The following is a 17516-nucleotide window of genomic DNA, read 5'->3' as shown; positions in this document are numbered from 1 at the left end:
CGGCCCCCGGACGCGCGAGAGGGCCCCCGCGGTTGCGGAGGCCCTCGTCACGTGGGGCGGCGGCGCGGCGTCAGGCCGGGACCGAGGCCACCCCCTGCGCCAGGAACGGCTTGCCGTTGACCCGCTCGGAGACCCCCTCGCGGTCCAGGTACGGCGTGATGCCGCCCAGGTGGAAGGGCCAGCCGGCGCCGGTGATCAGGCACAGGTCGATGTCCTGGGCCTCGGCGACGACGCCCTCGTCGAGCATGAGCCCGATCTCCCGCGCCACCGCGTCCAGCACCCGCGCCCGCACCTGCTCCTCGGTCAGGACGGTGTCGCCCTGCTCGAGCAGCGCGGCGACCTCCGGGTCCAGCTCGGGACGGCCGCTGTCGTAGACGTAGAAGCCGCGCTTGCCGGCCTCGACGACCGCCTTGAGGTTCGGCGAGACCGTGAAGCGGTCCGGGAAGGCCGCGTGCAGCGTCTCCGAGACGTGCAGGCCGATCGCCGGGCCGACCAGTTCCAGCAGGACCAGCGGGGACATCGGCAGGCCGAGCGGCTCGACCGCCCGCTCCGCCACCTCGACGGGGGTGCCCTCGTCGATGACGTTCTGGATCTCGCCCATGAAGCGGGTCAGGATGCGGTTGACGACGAACGCCGGGGCGTCCTTGACCAGCACCGCGGTCTTCTTCAGCTTCTTGGCCACGGCGAACGCGGTGGCGAGCGAGGCATCGTCCGTCCGCTCGCCGCGCACGATCTCCAGCAGCGGCAGGACGGCGACCGGGTTGAAGAAGTGGAAGCCGACGACCCGCTCGGGGTGCTTCAGCTTCGCGGCCATCTCGGAGACCGAGAGGGAGGAGGTGTTCGTCGCCAGGATCGCGTGCGCCGGGGCGACCGCCTCGACCTCCGCGAACACCTGCTGCTTGACGCCGATCTCCTCGAAGACGGCCTCGATGACGAAGTCCGCGTCCGCGAAGCCCTCCGCCTTGTCCAGCACGCCGCTGACCAGGGCCTTGAGCCGGTTGGCCTTGTCCTGGCCGATCCGGCCCTTGCCGAGCAGCTTGTCGATCTCGGCGTGGACGTAGCCCACGCCCTTGTCGACGCGCTCCTGGTCGATGTCGGTCAGCACGACCGGCACCTCCAGGCGGCGCAGGAAGAGCAGCGCGAGCTGGCTCGCCATCAGACCGGCGCCGACGACGCCGACCTTGGTGACGGGGCGGGCCAGGCTCTTGTCCGGGGCGCCGGCGGGGCGCTTGCCGCGCTTCTGCACCAGGTTGAAGGCGTAGATGCCGGACCGGAGTTCGCCGCCCATGATGAGGTCGGCGAGGGCCTGGTCCTCGGCGTCGAAGCCGGCCTGGAGGTCGCCGTCCTTGGCGGCGGCGATGATGTCCAGGGCGCGGTAGGCGGCCGGGGCGGCGCCGTGCACCTTGGAGTCCGCGAGGGCGCGGCCCTTGGCGACGGCCTGGTCCCAGCCCTCGCCGCGGTCGATCGCCGGGCGCTCGACGGCGATCTCGCCCTTGAGCACGGACGCGGTCCAGGTCAGGGACTGCTCCAGGAAGTCCGCCCCCTCGAAGATCGCGTCCGCGATGCCGAGCGCGTGGACCTGCTTGCCCTTGAGCTGCCGGTTCTGGTTGAGGCTGTTCTCGATGATCACCGAGACGGCCTTCTCCGCGCCGATGAGGTTCGGCAGCAGCGTGCAGCCGCCCCAGCCCGGGACCAGGCCGAGGAAGACCTCGGGCAGCGAGAAGGCGGGCAGTGCCGCCGAGACGGTGCGGTAGGTGCAGTGCAGGCCGATCTCGACCCCGCCGCCCATGGCCGCGCCGTTGTAGTACGCGAAGGTCGGCACGGCCAGCTTCGCCAGCCGCTTGAAGACGTCGTGGCCGCCCTTGCCGATGGCCAGCGCGTCCTCGTGCCGCTTCAGCAGCTCGACGCCCTTGAGGTCGGCGCCGACCGCGAAGATGAACGGCTTGCCGGTGACGCCCGCCCCGACGATCTCGCCGGCCGCGGCCTCCTTCTCGACCTGGTCGATCGCGGCGTCGATGTTCGCCAGCGACTGCGGGCCGAGCGTGGTCGGCTTCGTGTGGTCGTGGCCGTTGTCCAGGGTGATCAGCGCGAAGCGCCCGGCACCCAGCGGCAGGTCGAAGTGGCGCACGTGCGCCTGCGTGACGACCTCGCCCGGGAACAGCTCGGCCGCGCCCTTCAACAGTTCTGCGGTGGTGCTCACTTGTCCCCCTCGAAGTGCGGGTTCTCCCAGATGACCGTGGCGCCCATGCCGAAGCCGACGCACATGGTGGTGAGGCCGTAACGGACCTGCGGCTGGTCCTCGAACTGGCGGGCGAGCTGGGTCATCAGCCGGACGCCGGAGGAGGCCAGCGGGTGGCCGAAGGCGATGGCGCCGCCGTACTGGTTGACGCGCGGGTCGTCGTCGGCGATGCCGTAGTGCTGCAGGAAGGCGAGGACCTGGACGGCGAACGCCTCGTTGATCTCGAACAGGCCGATGTCGGAGATGGACAGGCCCGCCTGCGCGAGGGCCTTCTCGGTGGCCGGGATCGGGCCGTAGCCCATGACCTCGGGCTCCACGCCGGCGAAGGAGTAGGAGACCAGGCGCATCTTGACCGGCAGCCCGTTCTCGCGGGCGAAGTCCTCGGAGGCGATGAGCGAGGCGGTGGCGCCGTCGTTGAGGCCGGCCGCGTTGCCCGCGGTGACCCGGCCGTGGACGCGGAACGGCGTCTTGAGCCCGGCGAGGTTCTCCAGGGTGGTCCCCGGGCGCATCGGCTCGTCGGCGGTGACCAGGCCCCAGCCGGTCTCGCCGCCCTCCGGGGTGGTGCGGCGCACCGAGATCGGCACCAGGTCGGCCTGGATCTTGCCGTCGGCGTACGCCTTGGCGGCCTTCTCCTGGGAGCGGACCGCGTACTCGTCGGCGCGCTGCTTGGTGATGTCCGGGTAGCGGTCGTGCAGGTTCTCGGCGGTCATGCCCATGAAGAGGGCGGACTCGTCGACCAGCTTCTCGGAGACGAACCGCGGGTTCGGGTCCACTCCCTCGCCCATCGGGTGGCGGCCCATGTGCTCGACACCGCCCGCGATGGCGACGTCGTAGGCGCCGAAGGCGACGGAGCCGGCCACCGTGGTGACGGCCGTCAGCGCGCCCGCGCACATCCGGTCGATGGAGTAGCCGGGGACCGAGGTCGGCAGGCCCGCCAGGATGCCGGCGGTGCGGCCGATGGTCAGACCCTGGTCGCCGATCTGCGTGGTCGCGGCGACGGCGACCTCGTCGATCTCCTTCGGGTCGAGTCCGGGGTTGCGGCGCAGCAGCTCCCGGATCGCCTTCACGACGAGGTCGTCGGCGCGGGTCTCGTGGTAGATGCCCTTCGGGCCCGCCTTGCCGAACGGGGTGCGGACGCCGTCGACGAAGACGACGTCCCTGACGGTACGAGGCACGATGGCTCTCCTCCAGGGTGCGGGATGGCACTGCTGCGGCACGCATGCGCTGAGCGCGCGCTCAGGCTCATGCTACTTGTGGGTAACGTAGCTGCCCAGTCCCCCCGCCCGGAGCGGTGAACGTCACACCCGGGCAGCGGCACCCGGGCGCCCGCTCCGGCCGTGCGGGCGCCGGTTCGCGGGCGCGAGTCCGGTACGGAGGACCCGCCCCGGGCACGTTGGCGGGAAATCGACGCTGCCGAGATGCCGAGAATCCGTACCAAGGGACGACACGCCGGGCGCGGCGCGGGCACGGCGCGCGGGACGACACGCCGGTCCGCGACCCGCCCGGGACGGGCCCGGTACGCCGACGCCCCCGTGGCCCGCGACCCCCGGGGGGCGTGCGGTCGCGCACGTCCGGGCCCGGCTACGCCTCCACGTCCGCCGCCAGCGCCGGCACCAGCACCGGCGTCACCTGCTCCACCTGCCAGGGCCGCGCCCCGTACCCGGCGAGGGCCGCCGCCACGGTGTCCGCGTCCGCCGGCTTCGGCGGCTCCCAGCAGACCCGGCGCACCGTGTCCGGGGAGATCAGGTTCTCCTGCGGCATCGACAGCCGCTCGGCCAGCGCCGACACCGCCGTACGGGCCGCCGAGAGCCGCGCCGCGGCGGCCGGGTCCTTGTCCGCCCAGGCCCGCGGGGGCGGGGGGCCGGTCACCGGCTGACCGGGCTGCGGCAACTGGGACTCCGTCAGGCCCTTCACCCGGTCCACCGCCGCCTGCCACTGCTCGAGCTGGCGGCGGTTCATCCGTCCGAAGCCGTTCAGCGCGGCCAGCGCGGACGCGTGCGCCGGCACCGCGAGCGCCGCCTCGACGATCGCCGCGTCACCGAGCACCTTGCCGGGGGAGACGTCCCGCCGCTGGGCGATCCGGTCGCGGGTCTGCCACAGCTCCCGCACCACCGCCAACTGACGCCGCCGGCGCACCTTGTGCATGCCGGACGTACGCCGCCACGGATCCTTGCGGGGCTCCGGCGGCGGCGCCGAGGCGATCGCGTCGAACTCCTGCCGCGCCCACTCCAGCTTGCCCTGCCGGTCCAGCTCCTTCTCCAGCGCGTCCCGCAGGTCCACGAGGAGTTCCACGTCGAGGGCCGCGTAGCGCAGCCACGGCTCGGGGAGCGGACGGGTGGACCAGTCGACGGCCGAGTGCCCCTTCTCCAGGCTGTAGCCCAGCACGTTCTCCACCATCGCGCCGAGCCCGACCCGGGGGAACCCGGCGAGCCGTCCGGCCAGCTCGGTGTCGAAGAGGCTCGCGGGCAGCATCCCTATCTCACGGAGGCAGGGCAGGTCCTGGGTGGCGGCGTGCAGCACCCACTCGGTGCCGGAGAGCGCCTCGCCGAGTCCCGACAGGTCGGGGCAGGCCACCGGGTCGATCAGCGCCGTACCGGCCCCGGCGCGGCGCAGTTGCACCAGATAGGCGCGCTGCCCGTAGCGGTAGCCGGAGGCGCGCTCGGCGTCGACGGCGACGGGGCCGGTCCCGGCGGCGAAGGCGGCGGTCACGCGGTCCAGCGCGGCGGCGTCCGCGACCACCGGCGGCACGCCCTCACGCGGGTCGAGCAAGGGGATCGGCGCCTCGGTCACAGAAGATCCGGCGTCGTCCGGAGGGGCGCCTCCGGTGGTTCGCAGTGAACGGTCTGCTGCGGTTTCGTGGGCGTCGGTCACCTGTCAAGGGTATCCGTACCGACCGGTGCCCGACGGGCGCCTACGCTCGGAAACGAGGGTGGCCAGCCAAAACTGGCCTCGGCGCCGGAGCACGCCCCCGCGGGGCCCGTGCCGGCGGCGCCGGAGGTCCGGACGGCGCCCCCGTCCACGCCCGCACCAGCGAGAACGGAACCGCCATGACCCCCTGGGCCACCCGCCCCGAGACCGCCGCCGACGCCGAGGCCGTCCGCGCCGTCAACCTGGCCGCCTTCCCCACCCCGGGGGAGGCCGATCTCGTCGACGCCCTGCGCGCCGACCCGGCGGCCTGGATCGAGGGCCTGTCGATGCTCGCCGTCGAACCCGACGGCACCCCGGCCGGCCACGCCCTGCTCACCCGCTGCCACGTCGGCGGCCGGCCCGCGCTCGCGCTGGCCCCCTGCGCGGTGCTGCCCCGGGCGCAGCGCACCGGCGCCGGTTCCGCGGCCGTCCGCGCCGTCCTGGACGCCGCCCGCCGGCGGGGCGAACACCTCGTCGTGGTCCTCGGCCACGCCGCCTACTACCCGCGCTTCGGCTTCACCCCGGCCTCCCGCCTCGGCATCCGCGCGCCCTTCGACGCACCCGACGAGTCCCTGATGGCGCTCGCCTTGGACGAGGGGCGTCCGGTCCCGTCCGGCACCATCCGCTACGCCCCGGCCTTCGGCGTCTGACGGCCCGGCGGGCCCGGAACGCCCCGTACGGCGGCCCGGCGCGCGGGGGAGCGGGCCAGGACGGCGCCCGCCGACGGAACGTTCCGTCGGCGGGCGCCGGGAGGGTGGGCGAGCGGACCGGGCGGGGGCTCGGACTCGGTCGCGCCGGGGGAGGGGGCGGGGGAGGGAGGGGGCGGCAAGGGGGAGCGGGGTCAGTGGATGATGCCGGTGCGCAGGGCCACCGCGACCATCCCGGCACGGTCGCCGGTGCCGAGCTTGCGGGCGATGCGGGCGAGGTGGCTCTTGACGGTCAGCGCGGACAGGCCCATCGAGACGCCGATCGCCTTGTTGGACTGGCCCTCGGCCACCAGCCGCAGCACCTCGACCTCGCGGCCGGAGAGTTCGCGGTAGCCGCCCGGGTGACTCGGGGCGCCCGGCGGGCGGCGGTGCAGACGGGCGGCGGCGGCACCGATGGGGGCGGCGCCCGGACGGCTCGGGAGGCCGATGTTGGTGCGGGTGCCGGTGACGACGTAGCCCTTCACACCGCCGGCGAGGGCGTTGCGCACGGCGCCGATGTCGTCGGCGGCGGAGAGGGCCAGCCCGTTGGGCCAGCCCGCTGCGCGGGTCTCGGACAGCAGGGTCAGACCCGAGCCGTCGGGGAGGTGGACGTCGGCGACGCAGATGTCGCGCGGGTTGCCGATGCGGGGACGGGCCTCCGCGACGGACGAGGCTTCGATGACGTCGCGCACACCGAGCGCCCACAGATGGCGGGTGACGGTGGAACGGACGCGCGGGTCGGCCACGACGACCATGGCGGTCGGCTTGTTCGGGCGGTAGGCGACCAGGCTTGCGGGCTGCTCGAGGAGAACGGACACCAGGCCTCCTGGGGTGCGGGACGGGACCGGCTCGTGGGGGTGGAGCCGGGGCGAGCCGTGCTTTCAAGGTCACAGTCGTCTTCGGCATCGATCGCGCCCGCCTTTAGAAAATGATCACGATCTGGTGAGTAACAATCCGAGCAATTCGGACAGGCTGTCGATCATTCGAAGATCGAACGGTTTCACTCGGTGTCTAAACGCGGTCGAAAGTGGCCGTATCGACAAAGTGACCTACGGCGAACGGGTGAAGCGGGGGTTGGGCGCGGTGAACGTGGTGAGGGAGGGGCCGGCGGGCCGCGGGGGAGGCGGCCGACGAGGCGCGCGGGAAGGCGGCCAGGCCCGAGAGGGAAGGGGAAGCCGGCCCCGGGGGAAGGCGGCCGGTCCCCGACACGCGAGTCGCCCGGTCCGGCCGCGACGTCGTGTCGGGGCCGGACCGGGCGACGGGGGTGCCGAGGTGCCGGGGTCCGGATGCCGGGGCCGTGGCACCGGGCGGAATCCGGGGAGGGTCCGGTGGGGGAGGGAGCGGGCGGGGAGGGGCGGGTCAGCGGGACTGGGGGCCGCGCCGCTGCGGCAGCGTCACGACCGACGCGTCCCCGGGACCGGCCGGCGGCAGCCCCGCGACCTGCGCCAGCAGATCGCACCAGGACGCCAGGTGCGTGGCCGTGTCCGGGACCCCGCCCAGGCCCTCCCGGGGCGTCCAGGACGCCCGGATCTCGATCTGCGAGGCCGAGGGGCGGGCCGACAGCCCGCCGAAGTAGTGGGAACTGGCCCGCGTCACCGTGCCGCTGGGCTCGCCGTACGCCAGGCCGCGGGCCTGGAGCGCGCCGGTCAGCCAGGACCAGCACACCTCGGGCAGCAGCGGGTCCGCGGCCATCTCCGCCTCCAGCTCCGCCCGCACCAGCGTCACCAGCCGGAAGGTGCCGTGCCAGGCGTCGTGCCCGGCCGGATCGTGCAGCAGCACCAGCCGCCCGTCGGCCAGGTCCTCGTCGCCGTCGACGACCGCCGCCTCCAGGGCGTACGCGTACGGCGCGAGCCGCCGCGGGGCCGGTGTCGTCTCCACCTCGATCTGCGGTCGCAGCCGTGCCGCCCGCAACGCCTCGACGGCCGCCGCGAACGGTGGCGGCGCCGTGCCGTCCGTAGGCCGGAGACCCCCCTCGGTGTCCTTCTGATCGTCCATGTCGCCAGCGCCGTCCGACAGTCGTCCCTGAGCCGCAGCCATGCGGGGAAGATTAGGCGGAATGCCGCCCCCGCGCAGGGAGGGACACCCCCGTTCGAGTGCGATGGCCGGATCGCGCGCCGCCGGCCGGCCCGGCGGAGCCCCTTCCCGGGTGTGCGCCCGCGAACCGTGACGGAGCCACCCGTGGCCCGGAGCGCGGGCGGACCATGGGACACTGGGCCGTGTGAGTGCGAACCAGAGCCCTGCGGGCAACCAGCCGACCGCCGCGTACGACTCCGCGTTCCTCAAGGCGTGCAGGCGTGAGCCGGTGCCGCACACGCCCGTGTGGTTCATGCGGCAGGCCGGACGCTCACTGCCGGAGTACCTCAAGGTGCGTGAGGGCATCCCGATGCTCGAATCGTGCATGCGTCCCGACCTGGTGGCCGAGATCACCCTGCAGCCGGTGCGCCGGCACGGCGTGGACGCGGCGATCTACTTCAGCGACATCGTCGTGCCGCTCAAGGCCATCGGCATCGACCTCGACATCAAACCGGGCGTCGGCCCGGTCGTCGAGCAGCCGATCCGTTCCCGGGCGGACCTGGCGCGGCTGCGCGACCTGACCCCCGACGACGTCTCCTACGTCACCGAGGCGATGGGCATCCTCACCGGCGAGCTGGGCGCCACCCCGCTCATCGGCTTCGCGGGCGCCCCGTTCACCCTCGCCAGCTACCTGGTGGAGGGCGGCCCGTCCCGCAACCACGAGCACACCAAGGCGCTCATGTACGGCGACCCGCAGCTCTGGGCCGACCTGCTGGACCGCCTCGCCGAGATCACCACCGCCTTCCTCAAGGTGCAGATCGAGGCCGGCGCGAGCGCCGTCCAGCTCTTCGACTCCTGGGTCGGCGCGCTCTCCCCCGCCGACTACCGCCGCTCGGTGATGCCCGCCTCCCGCAAGGTCTTCGACGCCGTCCAGGGCCTCGGCGTGCCCCGCATCCACTTCGGCGTCGGCACCGGCGAACTGCTGGGCCTGCTCGGCGAGGCCGGCGCGGACGTCGTCGGCGTCGACTGGCGGGTCCCGATGGACGAGGCCGCCCGCCGGGTCGGCCCCGGCAAGGCGCTCCAGGGCAACCTCGACCCCGCCGTCCTCTTCGCGCCGACCCCGGCCGTCGAGGCCAAGACCGACGAGATCCTGGACGCGGCGGCCGGCCTGGAGGGCCACGTCTTCAACCTCGGCCACGGCGTCCTGCCGACCACCGACGCGGACGCGCTGACCCGCCTCGTGGAGTACGTCCACACGCGGACGGCCCGCTGACGCACCCGGCGCGCGGCGCGCACCCCGGCGGTACGCCGAGGGGTGCGCGCCGCTCCCGTTCCACCGCACGTGCGGGCGGGGGCCGTTGGCACGCACCGGCATGAAGTTCCCCCGAACACTGCCGGAACCCTGCAATGCGCACGGATCTTCCGCGGGGCAGGATGGACCACGGGGAGCACACCGGATGGTCCCGGTGCCGGAGCCCGGCACGTGACCGGCACCGGGACCCCGGGGGACGCGCCGGTCCCGGACGACCGGGCGGCGCGGGCACGGACGACGGGGGTGGGGGACATGCGCACGCTGGTGACGGCCGCGACCGGACTGCCCACCCTTCTGCCGACCACCGCCCTCGCCGCGGTCGTGTGCTTCTGGCTGCTGGTCGCCGTGGGCGCGGCCGACGTGGGCACCTTCGACACGGACATCGACCTGCGCGCCTGGCGCCTGGGCGGCGTGCCCGTGTCGGTCGCCCTCTCCGTGCTCACCCTGCTCGCCTGGTCCGCGAGCGTCGGCGCGGCGGCCCTGCTGGCCGTGACCGCGCCGCCGGGGCCGGGCGCCGGTCTGCTGCGGCTGGCCGCCCCCGCGGTGGCCCCGGTCGCCGCCTGGCCGCTGACCTGCCTCTTCGTACGGCCGCTGCATCGACTGCGCCCCGACGAACCCGAGTCCGGACCCGCCGCCGACGCGGGACCGGACGACCGCCGGCCGGCGGCGCGCGCCCCGCGCACCTCGCGCGACCGCGCCACCTGAGCCGCACCACCCAGGGGCCTCCTCGCATGTGCCGCCGGGGTGGCGCCGAGCCGCGGTGCACGGGCCACGGGCCCGAGCCGTACCGCGGGCCGGCACCTCCCGAGGCGGACCGTCCGGGCCGTGCCCCACGCCGCACCGCCGCCCGGCGTCGTGCGGACCGCACGTTCCCTTCTTCCACGCCGCAAGGACGTATGCCATGAACACCATGACCGTGGGCATCGCCGCGCTCGCCGCCGCGTGCCTGCTCATCCTCCTCGCGCTGTCCGCGCTCTTCCGCAAGGTGGAACAGGGCAAGGCCCTGATCGTCTCCAAGCTGCGCAAGGTCGACGTGTCCTTCACCGGGCAGGTCGTGCTGCCGGTGCTGCACAAGGCCGAGGTGATGGACATCTCGGTGAAGACGATCGAGATCACCCGGGCCGGCCGCGAGGGCCTGATCTGCCAGGACAACATCCGCGCCGACATCCGGATCTCCTTCTTCGTCCGGGTCAACAAGACCGCCGAGGACGTCATCCGGGTCGCCCAGGCCGTCGGCACCGCGCGGGCCAGCGACCGGGAGACCCTCCAGGAACTGTTCCACGCCAAGTTCTCCGAGGCGCTCAAGACGGTCGGCAAGCAGCTCGACTTCACCGACCTCTACACCAAGCGCGAGGAACTGCGCTTCCGCATCATCGAGGTCATCGGCGTCGACCTGAACGGCTACCACCTGGAGGACGCGGCGATCGACTACCTGGAGCAGACGCCGCTCTCCCAGCTCGACCCGGCCAACGTCCTCGACGCCCAGGGCATCCGCAAGATCACCGAACTGACCGCCGTGGAGCACGTGCGCACCAACGAGGCGCAGCGCACCGAGGAGAAGGAGATCACCCGGCAGGACGTCGACGCCCGGGAGGCCATCCTGGAGCTGGAGCGGCGCCGCACGGACGCCGAGATCAAGCAGAAGCGGGAGATCGAGACCGTCCGGGCCCGCGAGGAGGCCGAGACGGCGCGGGTCGTCGAGGAGGAGCGGCTGCGGGCGCAGAGCGCCTTCCTGAAGACGGAGGAGGAACTGGGGGTCCAGCGGGAGAACCAGGCCCGCGAGGTCGCCGTCGCCGCGAAGAACCGCGAGCGGGTCATCGCCATCGAGAGCGAGCGCATCGAGAAGGACCGCCTCCTGGAGGTCATCGCCCGGGAGCGGGAGACCCAGCTCACCCGGATCGCCGCCGACAAGGAGGTCGAGGCCGAGCGGCGCGAGATCGCCGAGGTCGTCCGCGAGCGGGTGGCCGTGGACCGTACGGTGGCCGAGCAGGAGGAGTCCATCAAGAGGCTGCGCGCCGTCGAGGAGGCGGAGCGCGACCGCCAGGCGGTGATCATCGCGGCCGAGGCGGAGGCGCAGGAGCGGCTGGTCAAGGACATCAAGGCCGCCGAGGCCGCCGAACAGGCCGCCGTCCACCGCGCCGCCGAGGAACTCTCCCTGGCCGAGGCCCGGCTGAAGAGCGCCGACCTCGACGCGCGGGCCAAGCTGCGGCTCGCCGAGGGCATCCAGGCGGAGCGGGCCGCCGAGGGGCTGGCCGCCGTCCAGGTCCGGGAGAAGGAGGCCGAGGTCATCGAGAAGGCCGGCCGTGCGGAGGCCGAGGCCACCGAGGCGCGGCTGCGGGCCGAGGCCGAGGGCGCGCGGGCCCGTGCGCTGGCCGAGGCGGAGAGCATCGGCGGCAAGCTGAAGGCGGAGGCGGAGGGCCTGACCGCGAAGGCCGCGGCGATGGCCGCCCTCGACGAGGCGTCCCGCACCCACGAGGAGTACCGGCTGCGGCTGGAGGCGGAGAAGGAGATCCGCATGGCCGGGCTGGACGCCCAGCGGCAGATCGCCGAGGCCCAGGCCACCGTGCTCGCCACCGGTCTGGAGAACGCCGACATCGACATCGTCGGCGGGGAGTCCGTCTTCTTCGACCGGCTCATGTCCTCGATCTCGCTCGGCAAGTCCCTCGACGGCTTCGTCGGCAACTCCGAGACCGCGCAGGCCCTGGCGCGTCCCTGGCTGGACGGCTCGTCGAGCTTCACCGACGACCTCACCCGTGTCCTCGGGTCGGTGTCCACGGCCGACGTGCAGAACCTGACCGTCTCCGCGCTGCTGCTCCGGCTCGTGCGCGACGGGGGCCCGCACTCCGGGGGGCTTCGCCAACTGCTGGACAAGGCCGCCGAACTGGGCCTCGGTGACCTGCCCCTGTCGGCGGTCGCCGGTCCCGTCCTCTCCGGCGAGGGCACGGAACTCGCCCCGGCCCCCCACGCCAACGGCCACGGGGCGCCCGCCGGCGGGGGAGCGGGCTGACGGAGCTCCGGCGGGCCGGTGCGGGGACGCGGCCCCGGCCCGGCCGGGAGCGACGGTGGGCGGTACGGCGGCGGGCTGGTGCCCGCGCTCGTCCGCCCCCGCCCGGCGGGGGCCTTCACGGGGCGTGACGGCGCGTCGGCCCGGCCCCGGCGAGGCCCCCACCCCGGCCCCCGCGGCCGGCCCCCATGACTGACTGAGAGGTGTGCCATGACCACCGGTCTCGATGCCGGTACGTACGAGGTGCTGCGTGACCGGCTGGCCGCGCAGGCCGCCGAACTGGCCCGGCGGGCCGAGGCGCTCGACGCCCGGCGGGTCGAGGAGTTCGGGTCGCTGCGGCTCGGGCTCGCCGGCACCGAACGGCTGCACACCGCGCAGCCCGGCGTGCCCCGCGACACCGTGGCCGTCGCCGACACGCTCCTGCTCGGCCACAACACCACACCGGGCCGGGGCGCCGGCACCGCCGTCGGGGACGTCTTCACGCTGTACGACCGTGAACTGAACCCGCTCCCGGCGGACACCGTCCCCGGGCTGCTCGACGACCCCGCTTTCGTGCACGAGTTCACCGCCCTGCACCGCTACTACCGGCAGGCCCGCCTGCTGCGGCTGCGCCGCGTCGAGGACCGGCTGCTCGCCGTCTTCCAGACCGGCGAGAAGACCGACGACATCCGCGTCCTGCGCTGGGAGGTGACGGACGACGGCCGGGCCGCCTTCCTCGACGCCCGCGGCGAACGCGACCACGTCCTGCCGCCCGCCCACGACTTCCCCTGGACCGAGACCACCCGCGAGGACCACGTCCTCGGCCGGCACCCGCACGTCTCCGTGGGCGGCGGCCTCTTCGTCACCACCGTCGGCGGCAGCCTCACCGTCAAACGGGAGAACGACACCGAGACCCCGGACGGCATCCACAGCGAGCCGGTCGCCGAACCCCTCCAGTCGCTCGCCGACGCGGACATCGCCCACGCCCGGGTCGGCGCGCTGATCCTGCTGCGCGTACGCCCGTACAAGGAGGACGCCGACCGGTACCTGGTGCACAACACCCTGACCGGTACCGTGCTCCGCCTCGACGGCATCGGGCAGGCGTGCAGGCGGCTCCCCGAGGACCAGGGCATCGTCTTCCCCGGCGGCTACTGCCTCTCCGCCGGCCCGCACAAGCTCTTCGACTCCGTCGACACCGACGGGCTGGAGTTCGAGCGGGCGGTGCGCTCGCCCAACGGCGAGGACACGCTCTTCGCCTTCCACGCGCCGGCGAGCGGCCGGAGCCTGCTGCTGCCGTACAACATGCTCCGCAAGGAGATCGCCACCCCGCTCTCCTGCACGGCCTGGGCGCTCTTCGACGACGGCACCCTGGCGGTGCTCCGCTCCGGTGACGAACCGGCCCGCGTGCACACCCTCCAGCTCTGGGAGTCACCCTACCTCTCCGACACCCACGCCGCCGCCCTGCCCACCGGAAGCGGAGCGCTCGCCCGCGTCGGCAACGCCGACCTCGTCCGCGGCATCTCCGACTGCCTCTCCATCACCCGCGCCGTCACCGAGACCACCCCCACCAGCGAGGTGTACGAGGAGCTGGCCGCCTCCTGCGTGCGCCTCGCCGACTCCTGCCACTGGCTCGACGACGCGGAACTCGGCTCCCTGCACGAGCCGTTGGCCGAGGTACGGGCCACCGCCGAACAGGTGCTGGCCGAGTTCCGCACCGTGCAGGAGCTGACCCGGCACGCCGCCGAGCGGCTGGACGAGGCCGCCGAACGCCTCGACGCCGTGGTGCGCCGGCTGCGCGGCGAGAGTCCCCGCGACGCCGCCGCCTGGGTCGACGGACTGACCGAACTGCGGCGGGCGCAGGGACAGTTGCTCACCCTGAAGGACCTGCGCCACCTCGACGCCGAGCGGCTGGAGGAACTGGCCGAGGGCGCCGAGGCCGACCTCGCCTCCTTCGGCCGCCGGGCCGTCACCCACCTGGCCCGCGACGAGGCGTTCGCCGGACACCACGCCGACGTCGGGGAACTGCTCGACGCCGCCGGGGCCGTCACCACCGTCGCCGAGGCCGAGCCCGTCGCCGCCCGCCTGGAGGAACTGGGCGACCGGCTGCGCACGGTCACCGAGGTCGTCGCCGGCCTGGAATTCGGCGACGCCACCGTCCGCACCGCCGTACTGGAGCGCATCGCCACCGTCCTCGGCGGGGTCAACCGGGTCCGCGCCACCCTCGACAACCGGCGCCGCGAACTCCTCGACCACGAGGAACGAGCCGCTTTCACCGCCGAGTTCGCGCTGCTCGGCCAGTCCGTGACCGGCGCCCTCGCGGCGGCCGACAGCCCCGAGGAGTGCGACGGACAACTGGCCCGCGTCCTCGTCCAGGTGGAGAACCTGGAGTCGCGGTTCGGCGAGTTCGACGACTTCCTCGACCGGCTCGCCGACAAGCGCGACGAGGTGCAGGAGGCGTTCTCCGCCCGCAAGCAGACCCTCGCCGACGCGCGGGCCCGCCGCGCCGAACGCCTCGCCGACTCCGCCGCCCGCGTCCTCGCCACCGTGACCCGCCGGGCCGCCGCCCTGCCCGACGCGGACGCCGTCACCGCCTACTTCACCTCCGACCCGATGCCCGGCAAGGTCCGCCGCATCGCCGGGGACCTGCGCGCCGAGGGCGACACGGTCCGCGCCGAGGAGATCGACGGCCGCCTGGAGGCCGCCCGCCAGGAGGCGCTGCGCGCCCTGCGCGACCGCGCCGACCTGTACGCCGACGACGGCCGCGCCCTGCGGCTCGGGGACCACAGCTTCGCCGTCAACACCCAGCCGCTCGACCTGGGCCTGGTCCCGGACGGCGACGGCCTCGCCTTCGCGCTCGGCGGCACCGACTACCGCCGCCCGGTCACCGACCCCGGCTTCGCCGCCACCCGCCCCTACTGGGACCGGCCCCTGCCCTCCGAGTCACCCGAGGTCTACCGCGCCGAACACCTCGCCGCCCGGCTCCTGGACGAACACGGTCCGCGCGCCCTGGCCGCGGCCGACCTGCCCGACCTGGTCGCCCGGACCGCGCAGGCCGCGTACGACGAGGGGTACGAACGGGGCGTCCACGACCACGACGCCGTGCTGATCCTGCGCGCCCTGCTCGCCCTGTACGACGCCGCCGGACCGCTGCGCCACGAGCCCGCCGCACGCGCCGCCGCCCAGCTCTTCTGGGCCCACGGCACCACCCCGGGCCGGCGCGAGGAATGGACCCGGCGCGCACGCTCGCTGGAACGGGCCCGCGCCGCCTTCGGCCGGGCACCGGGCGCCGACGACCTGCGCGCCGAACTCGCCGAGGCCATCGGCGGCCCCGCCGCGACCGCCGCCGCCTCCTACCTCTTCGAGGAACTCACCGGCGGCCCCGAGGGGTTCGTGCTCGCCGCCGCCACCGGCGCCCTGCTCGACGCCTTCCGCGAGGCCGTGGACGCACCCGCCTACGACGAGGACCTGGCCGCGCTGCCCGACCCGGCGGCCCGCCACCAGCTCGTCGAGGCGTGGCTCACCGCCTACGCCGGCGCGGCCGGCACCGACCTCGACCCCGGCGACCTGGCCGAGGCGGTCGCCGCCGAACTCTGCCCGGACCTGCCCCGCTACCCCGGCGAGGCGCCGCTGACCACGACCGTCGAGGGACTGCTCGGCAGCCACCCGCGGCTGACCGGCCGCGCCCTCACCGTCCGGATCGACGAGTTCCTGGCCCGCACCCGGCGGTTTTGCACCCACGACGTGCCCGGACACCGCGCCTACCAGCGCCGCCGCACCGAACTGGTGGCCGCCGAGCGCGCCCGGCTGCGCCTGGACGAGCACCGGCCGCGGGTCATGTCCGCCTTCGTGCGCAGCCGCCTGATCGACGAGGTCTACCTGCCGCTGATCGGCGACAGCCTCGCCAAGCAGCTCGGCACCACCGGCACCTCCCGCCGCGCCGGCACCGGCGGCCTGCTGCTCCTCGTCTCCCCGCCCGGGTACGGCAAGACGACACTGATGGAGTACGTCGCCGACCGGCTCGGACTGCTGCTCGTGAAGATCGACGGCCCCGCCCTCGGCCGCGTCGTGACCTCGCTCGACCCGGCGGAGGCCCCGAACGCGACGGCCCGCCGCGAGGTCGAGAAGATCAACTTCGCGCTGGAGGCGGGCAACAACACGCTCCTGTACCTCGACGACATCCAGCACCTCTCGCCCGAACTGCTGCAGAAGTTCATCCCGCTGTGCGACGCCACCCGCCGGATCGAGGGCGTCCGCGACGGTGAGCCGCACAGCCACGACCTGCGTGGCAAGCGCTTCGCGGTGTGCATGGCCGGCAACCCCTACACCGAGTCCGGCACCCGCTTCCGGGTCCCCGACATGCTCGCCAACCGGGCCGACGTGTGGAACCTCGGCGACGTCCTCACCGGCAAGGAGGAGGCGTTCGCGCTGAGCTTCGTCGAGAACGCGCTCACCGCCAACCCGGTGCTCGCCCCGCTGGCCGGCCGCGACCGCGCCGACCTGGAACTGCTGATCCGGCTGGCCGGCGGCGACCCCGCGGCCCGGTCCGACCGGCTCACCCACCCGTACCCGCCGGCCGAACTGGAGGAGATCCTCGCGGTCCTGCGCCACCTGCTCGCCGCCCGGGAGACGGTCCTCGCGGTCAACGCGGCCTACCTCGCCTCCGCCGCCCGGACCGACGGCAGCCGCACCGAGCCGCCCTTCGGCCTCCAGGGCTCGTACCGCAACATGAACAAGATCGCCCAGCGTGTCCGGCCGGTCATGAACGCCGCCGAACTGTCCGCCGTCGTCGACGACCACTACGCCGCCGAGGCCCAGACCCTCACCGGCGGAGCCGAGGCCGGCCTGCTCAAACTGGCCGAACTGCGGCACGCCCTCAGCCCGGAGCGGGCCGCGCGCTGGGCCGAGGTCAAGGCCGCCTACGTCCGCGGCCAGGCCCTCGGCGGCGCCGACGAGGACCGGCTGACCCGGGCGGTCGCCGCGCTGACCCTGCTCGCCGACCGCATGGCCGCCGTCGAGCAGGCCATCGACCGCGCCGCCGACCCGCGCCGCCTGATGGCCCGCCCGGTCACGCCGGTGCCTCCGGTCCCGGTGTGCCCGGGGCCGGGGGAAGCGTGAGGCCCGGTCCGCGGCCTGCGGGCGCGGCTCAGTACGTCGGCGCCTTCAGCAGGTGGTCGCGGCGGTCCGCGATCTCCGGCCGGTAGACCTCGGCGTCCCACCGGTCGGGCGCGACGGGCAGCAGCGCGATCGACACGCTGCCGTCGTCGACGCCGAAGGCCTCCCGGAGGGCCTCCGTGATGCGGGCGGCGAGGCGGGCGCGGCGCTCGTCGTCGAGCGGGGCGGGGAAGTGCTTGACGGTCACGTGGGGCACGGTGCTGC

11 protein-coding genes are annotated in these 17516 nt (G+C 74.4%); 5 read left to right on the top strand and 6 right to left on the bottom strand.

What is annotated here, in order from left to right; translation table 11 throughout:
• Positions 1-70: 70 nt before the first annotated feature.
• The 3 genes from VM636_RS05645 to VM636_RS05635 all read right to left on the bottom strand — a co-directional run bounded on the left by VM636_RS05645 (position 71) and on the right by VM636_RS05635 (position 5110).
• A complete protein-coding gene (locus VM636_RS05645) occupies positions 71-2200 on the bottom strand; it encodes a 3-hydroxyacyl-CoA dehydrogenase NAD-binding domain-containing protein (RefSeq protein WP_053913774.1) in 2130 nt (709 codons plus the stop codon).
• The gene (locus VM636_RS05640) at positions 2197-3414 is read right to left on the bottom strand and encodes an acetyl-CoA C-acyltransferase (protein ID WP_053913775.1); all 1218 of its coding nucleotides are present in this window, start codon (positions 3412-3414) and stop codon (positions 2197-2199) included. The genes VM636_RS05645 and VM636_RS05640 overlap by 4 nt, the downstream gene beginning before the upstream one ends.
• Before the next feature lie 406 nt (positions 3415-3820).
• Positions 3821-5110: a ribonuclease D gene (locus VM636_RS05635; protein ID WP_030420686.1), complete on the bottom strand. Its 1290-nt coding sequence runs from the start codon at positions 5108-5110 to the stop codon at positions 3821-3823.
• A gap of 176 nt (positions 5111-5286) precedes the next feature.
• Between VM636_RS05635 and VM636_RS05630 the strand changes: the two genes are divergently transcribed.
• A complete protein-coding gene (locus VM636_RS05630) occupies positions 5287-5796 on the top strand; it encodes an N-acetyltransferase (protein ID WP_030420687.1) in 510 nt (169 codons plus the stop codon).
• 191 nt (positions 5797-5987) lie between these two features.
• On the opposite strand, the gene VM636_RS05625 is transcribed toward VM636_RS05630, so the two are convergent.
• Positions 5988-6650 (bottom strand): response regulator transcription factor, encoded by a 663-nt coding sequence (locus VM636_RS05625; RefSeq protein WP_030420688.1) that lies wholly within the window; start codon positions 6648-6650, stop codon positions 5988-5990.
• 541 nt (positions 6651-7191) lie between these two features.
• The gene (locus VM636_RS05620) at positions 7192-7869 is read right to left on the bottom strand and encodes a DUF3000 domain-containing protein (protein WP_078855970.1); all 678 of its coding nucleotides are present in this window, start codon (positions 7867-7869) and stop codon (positions 7192-7194) included.
• A gap of 181 nt (positions 7870-8050) precedes the next feature.
• Here VM636_RS05620 and hemE point away from each other — a divergent pair, with 181 nt between their 5' ends.
• The 4 genes from hemE to VM636_RS05600 all read left to right on the top strand — a co-directional run bounded on the left by hemE (position 8051) and on the right by VM636_RS05600 (position 17255).
• On the top strand, positions 8051-9118 hold the full coding sequence (gene hemE / locus VM636_RS05615; protein ID WP_030420690.1) for a uroporphyrinogen decarboxylase: 1068 nt from the start codon (positions 8051-8053) through the stop codon (positions 9116-9118).
• A 291-nt stretch (positions 9119-9409) separates the two neighbouring features.
• Positions 9410-9862, top strand: a complete 453-nt coding sequence (locus VM636_RS05610) for a hypothetical protein (RefSeq protein WP_199809394.1) — start codon at positions 9410-9412, stop codon at positions 9860-9862.
• A gap of 196 nt (positions 9863-10058) precedes the next feature.
• Positions 10059-12164: a hypothetical protein gene (locus VM636_RS05605; RefSeq protein WP_078855971.1), complete on the top strand. Its 2106-nt coding sequence runs from the start codon at positions 10059-10061 to the stop codon at positions 12162-12164.
• Positions 12165-12371: 207 nt separating this feature from the next.
• The gene (locus VM636_RS05600) at positions 12372-17255 is read left to right on the top strand and encodes a DNA repair ATPase (RefSeq protein ID WP_338483663.1); all 4884 of its coding nucleotides are present in this window, start codon (positions 12372-12374) and stop codon (positions 17253-17255) included.
• 28 nt (positions 17256-17283) lie between these two features.
• Here the strand turns inward: VM636_RS05600 and VM636_RS05595 are convergent, their stop codons facing one another.
• Entirely contained in the window at positions 17284-17508 is a 225-nt protein-coding gene (locus VM636_RS05595; RefSeq protein ID WP_030420694.1) for a tautomerase family protein, read from the bottom strand.
• Between the last annotated feature and the right edge of the window lie 8 nt (positions 17509-17516).

It is taken from the genome of Streptomyces sp. SCSIO 75703, from assembly GCF_036607905.1.
Taxonomy (GTDB): domain Bacteria; phylum Actinomycetota; class Actinomycetes; order Streptomycetales; family Streptomycetaceae; genus Streptomyces.
The sequence above is the reverse complement of the archived record's forward strand: the minus strand, read 5'-3'. Positions and strand labels throughout refer to the sequence as shown.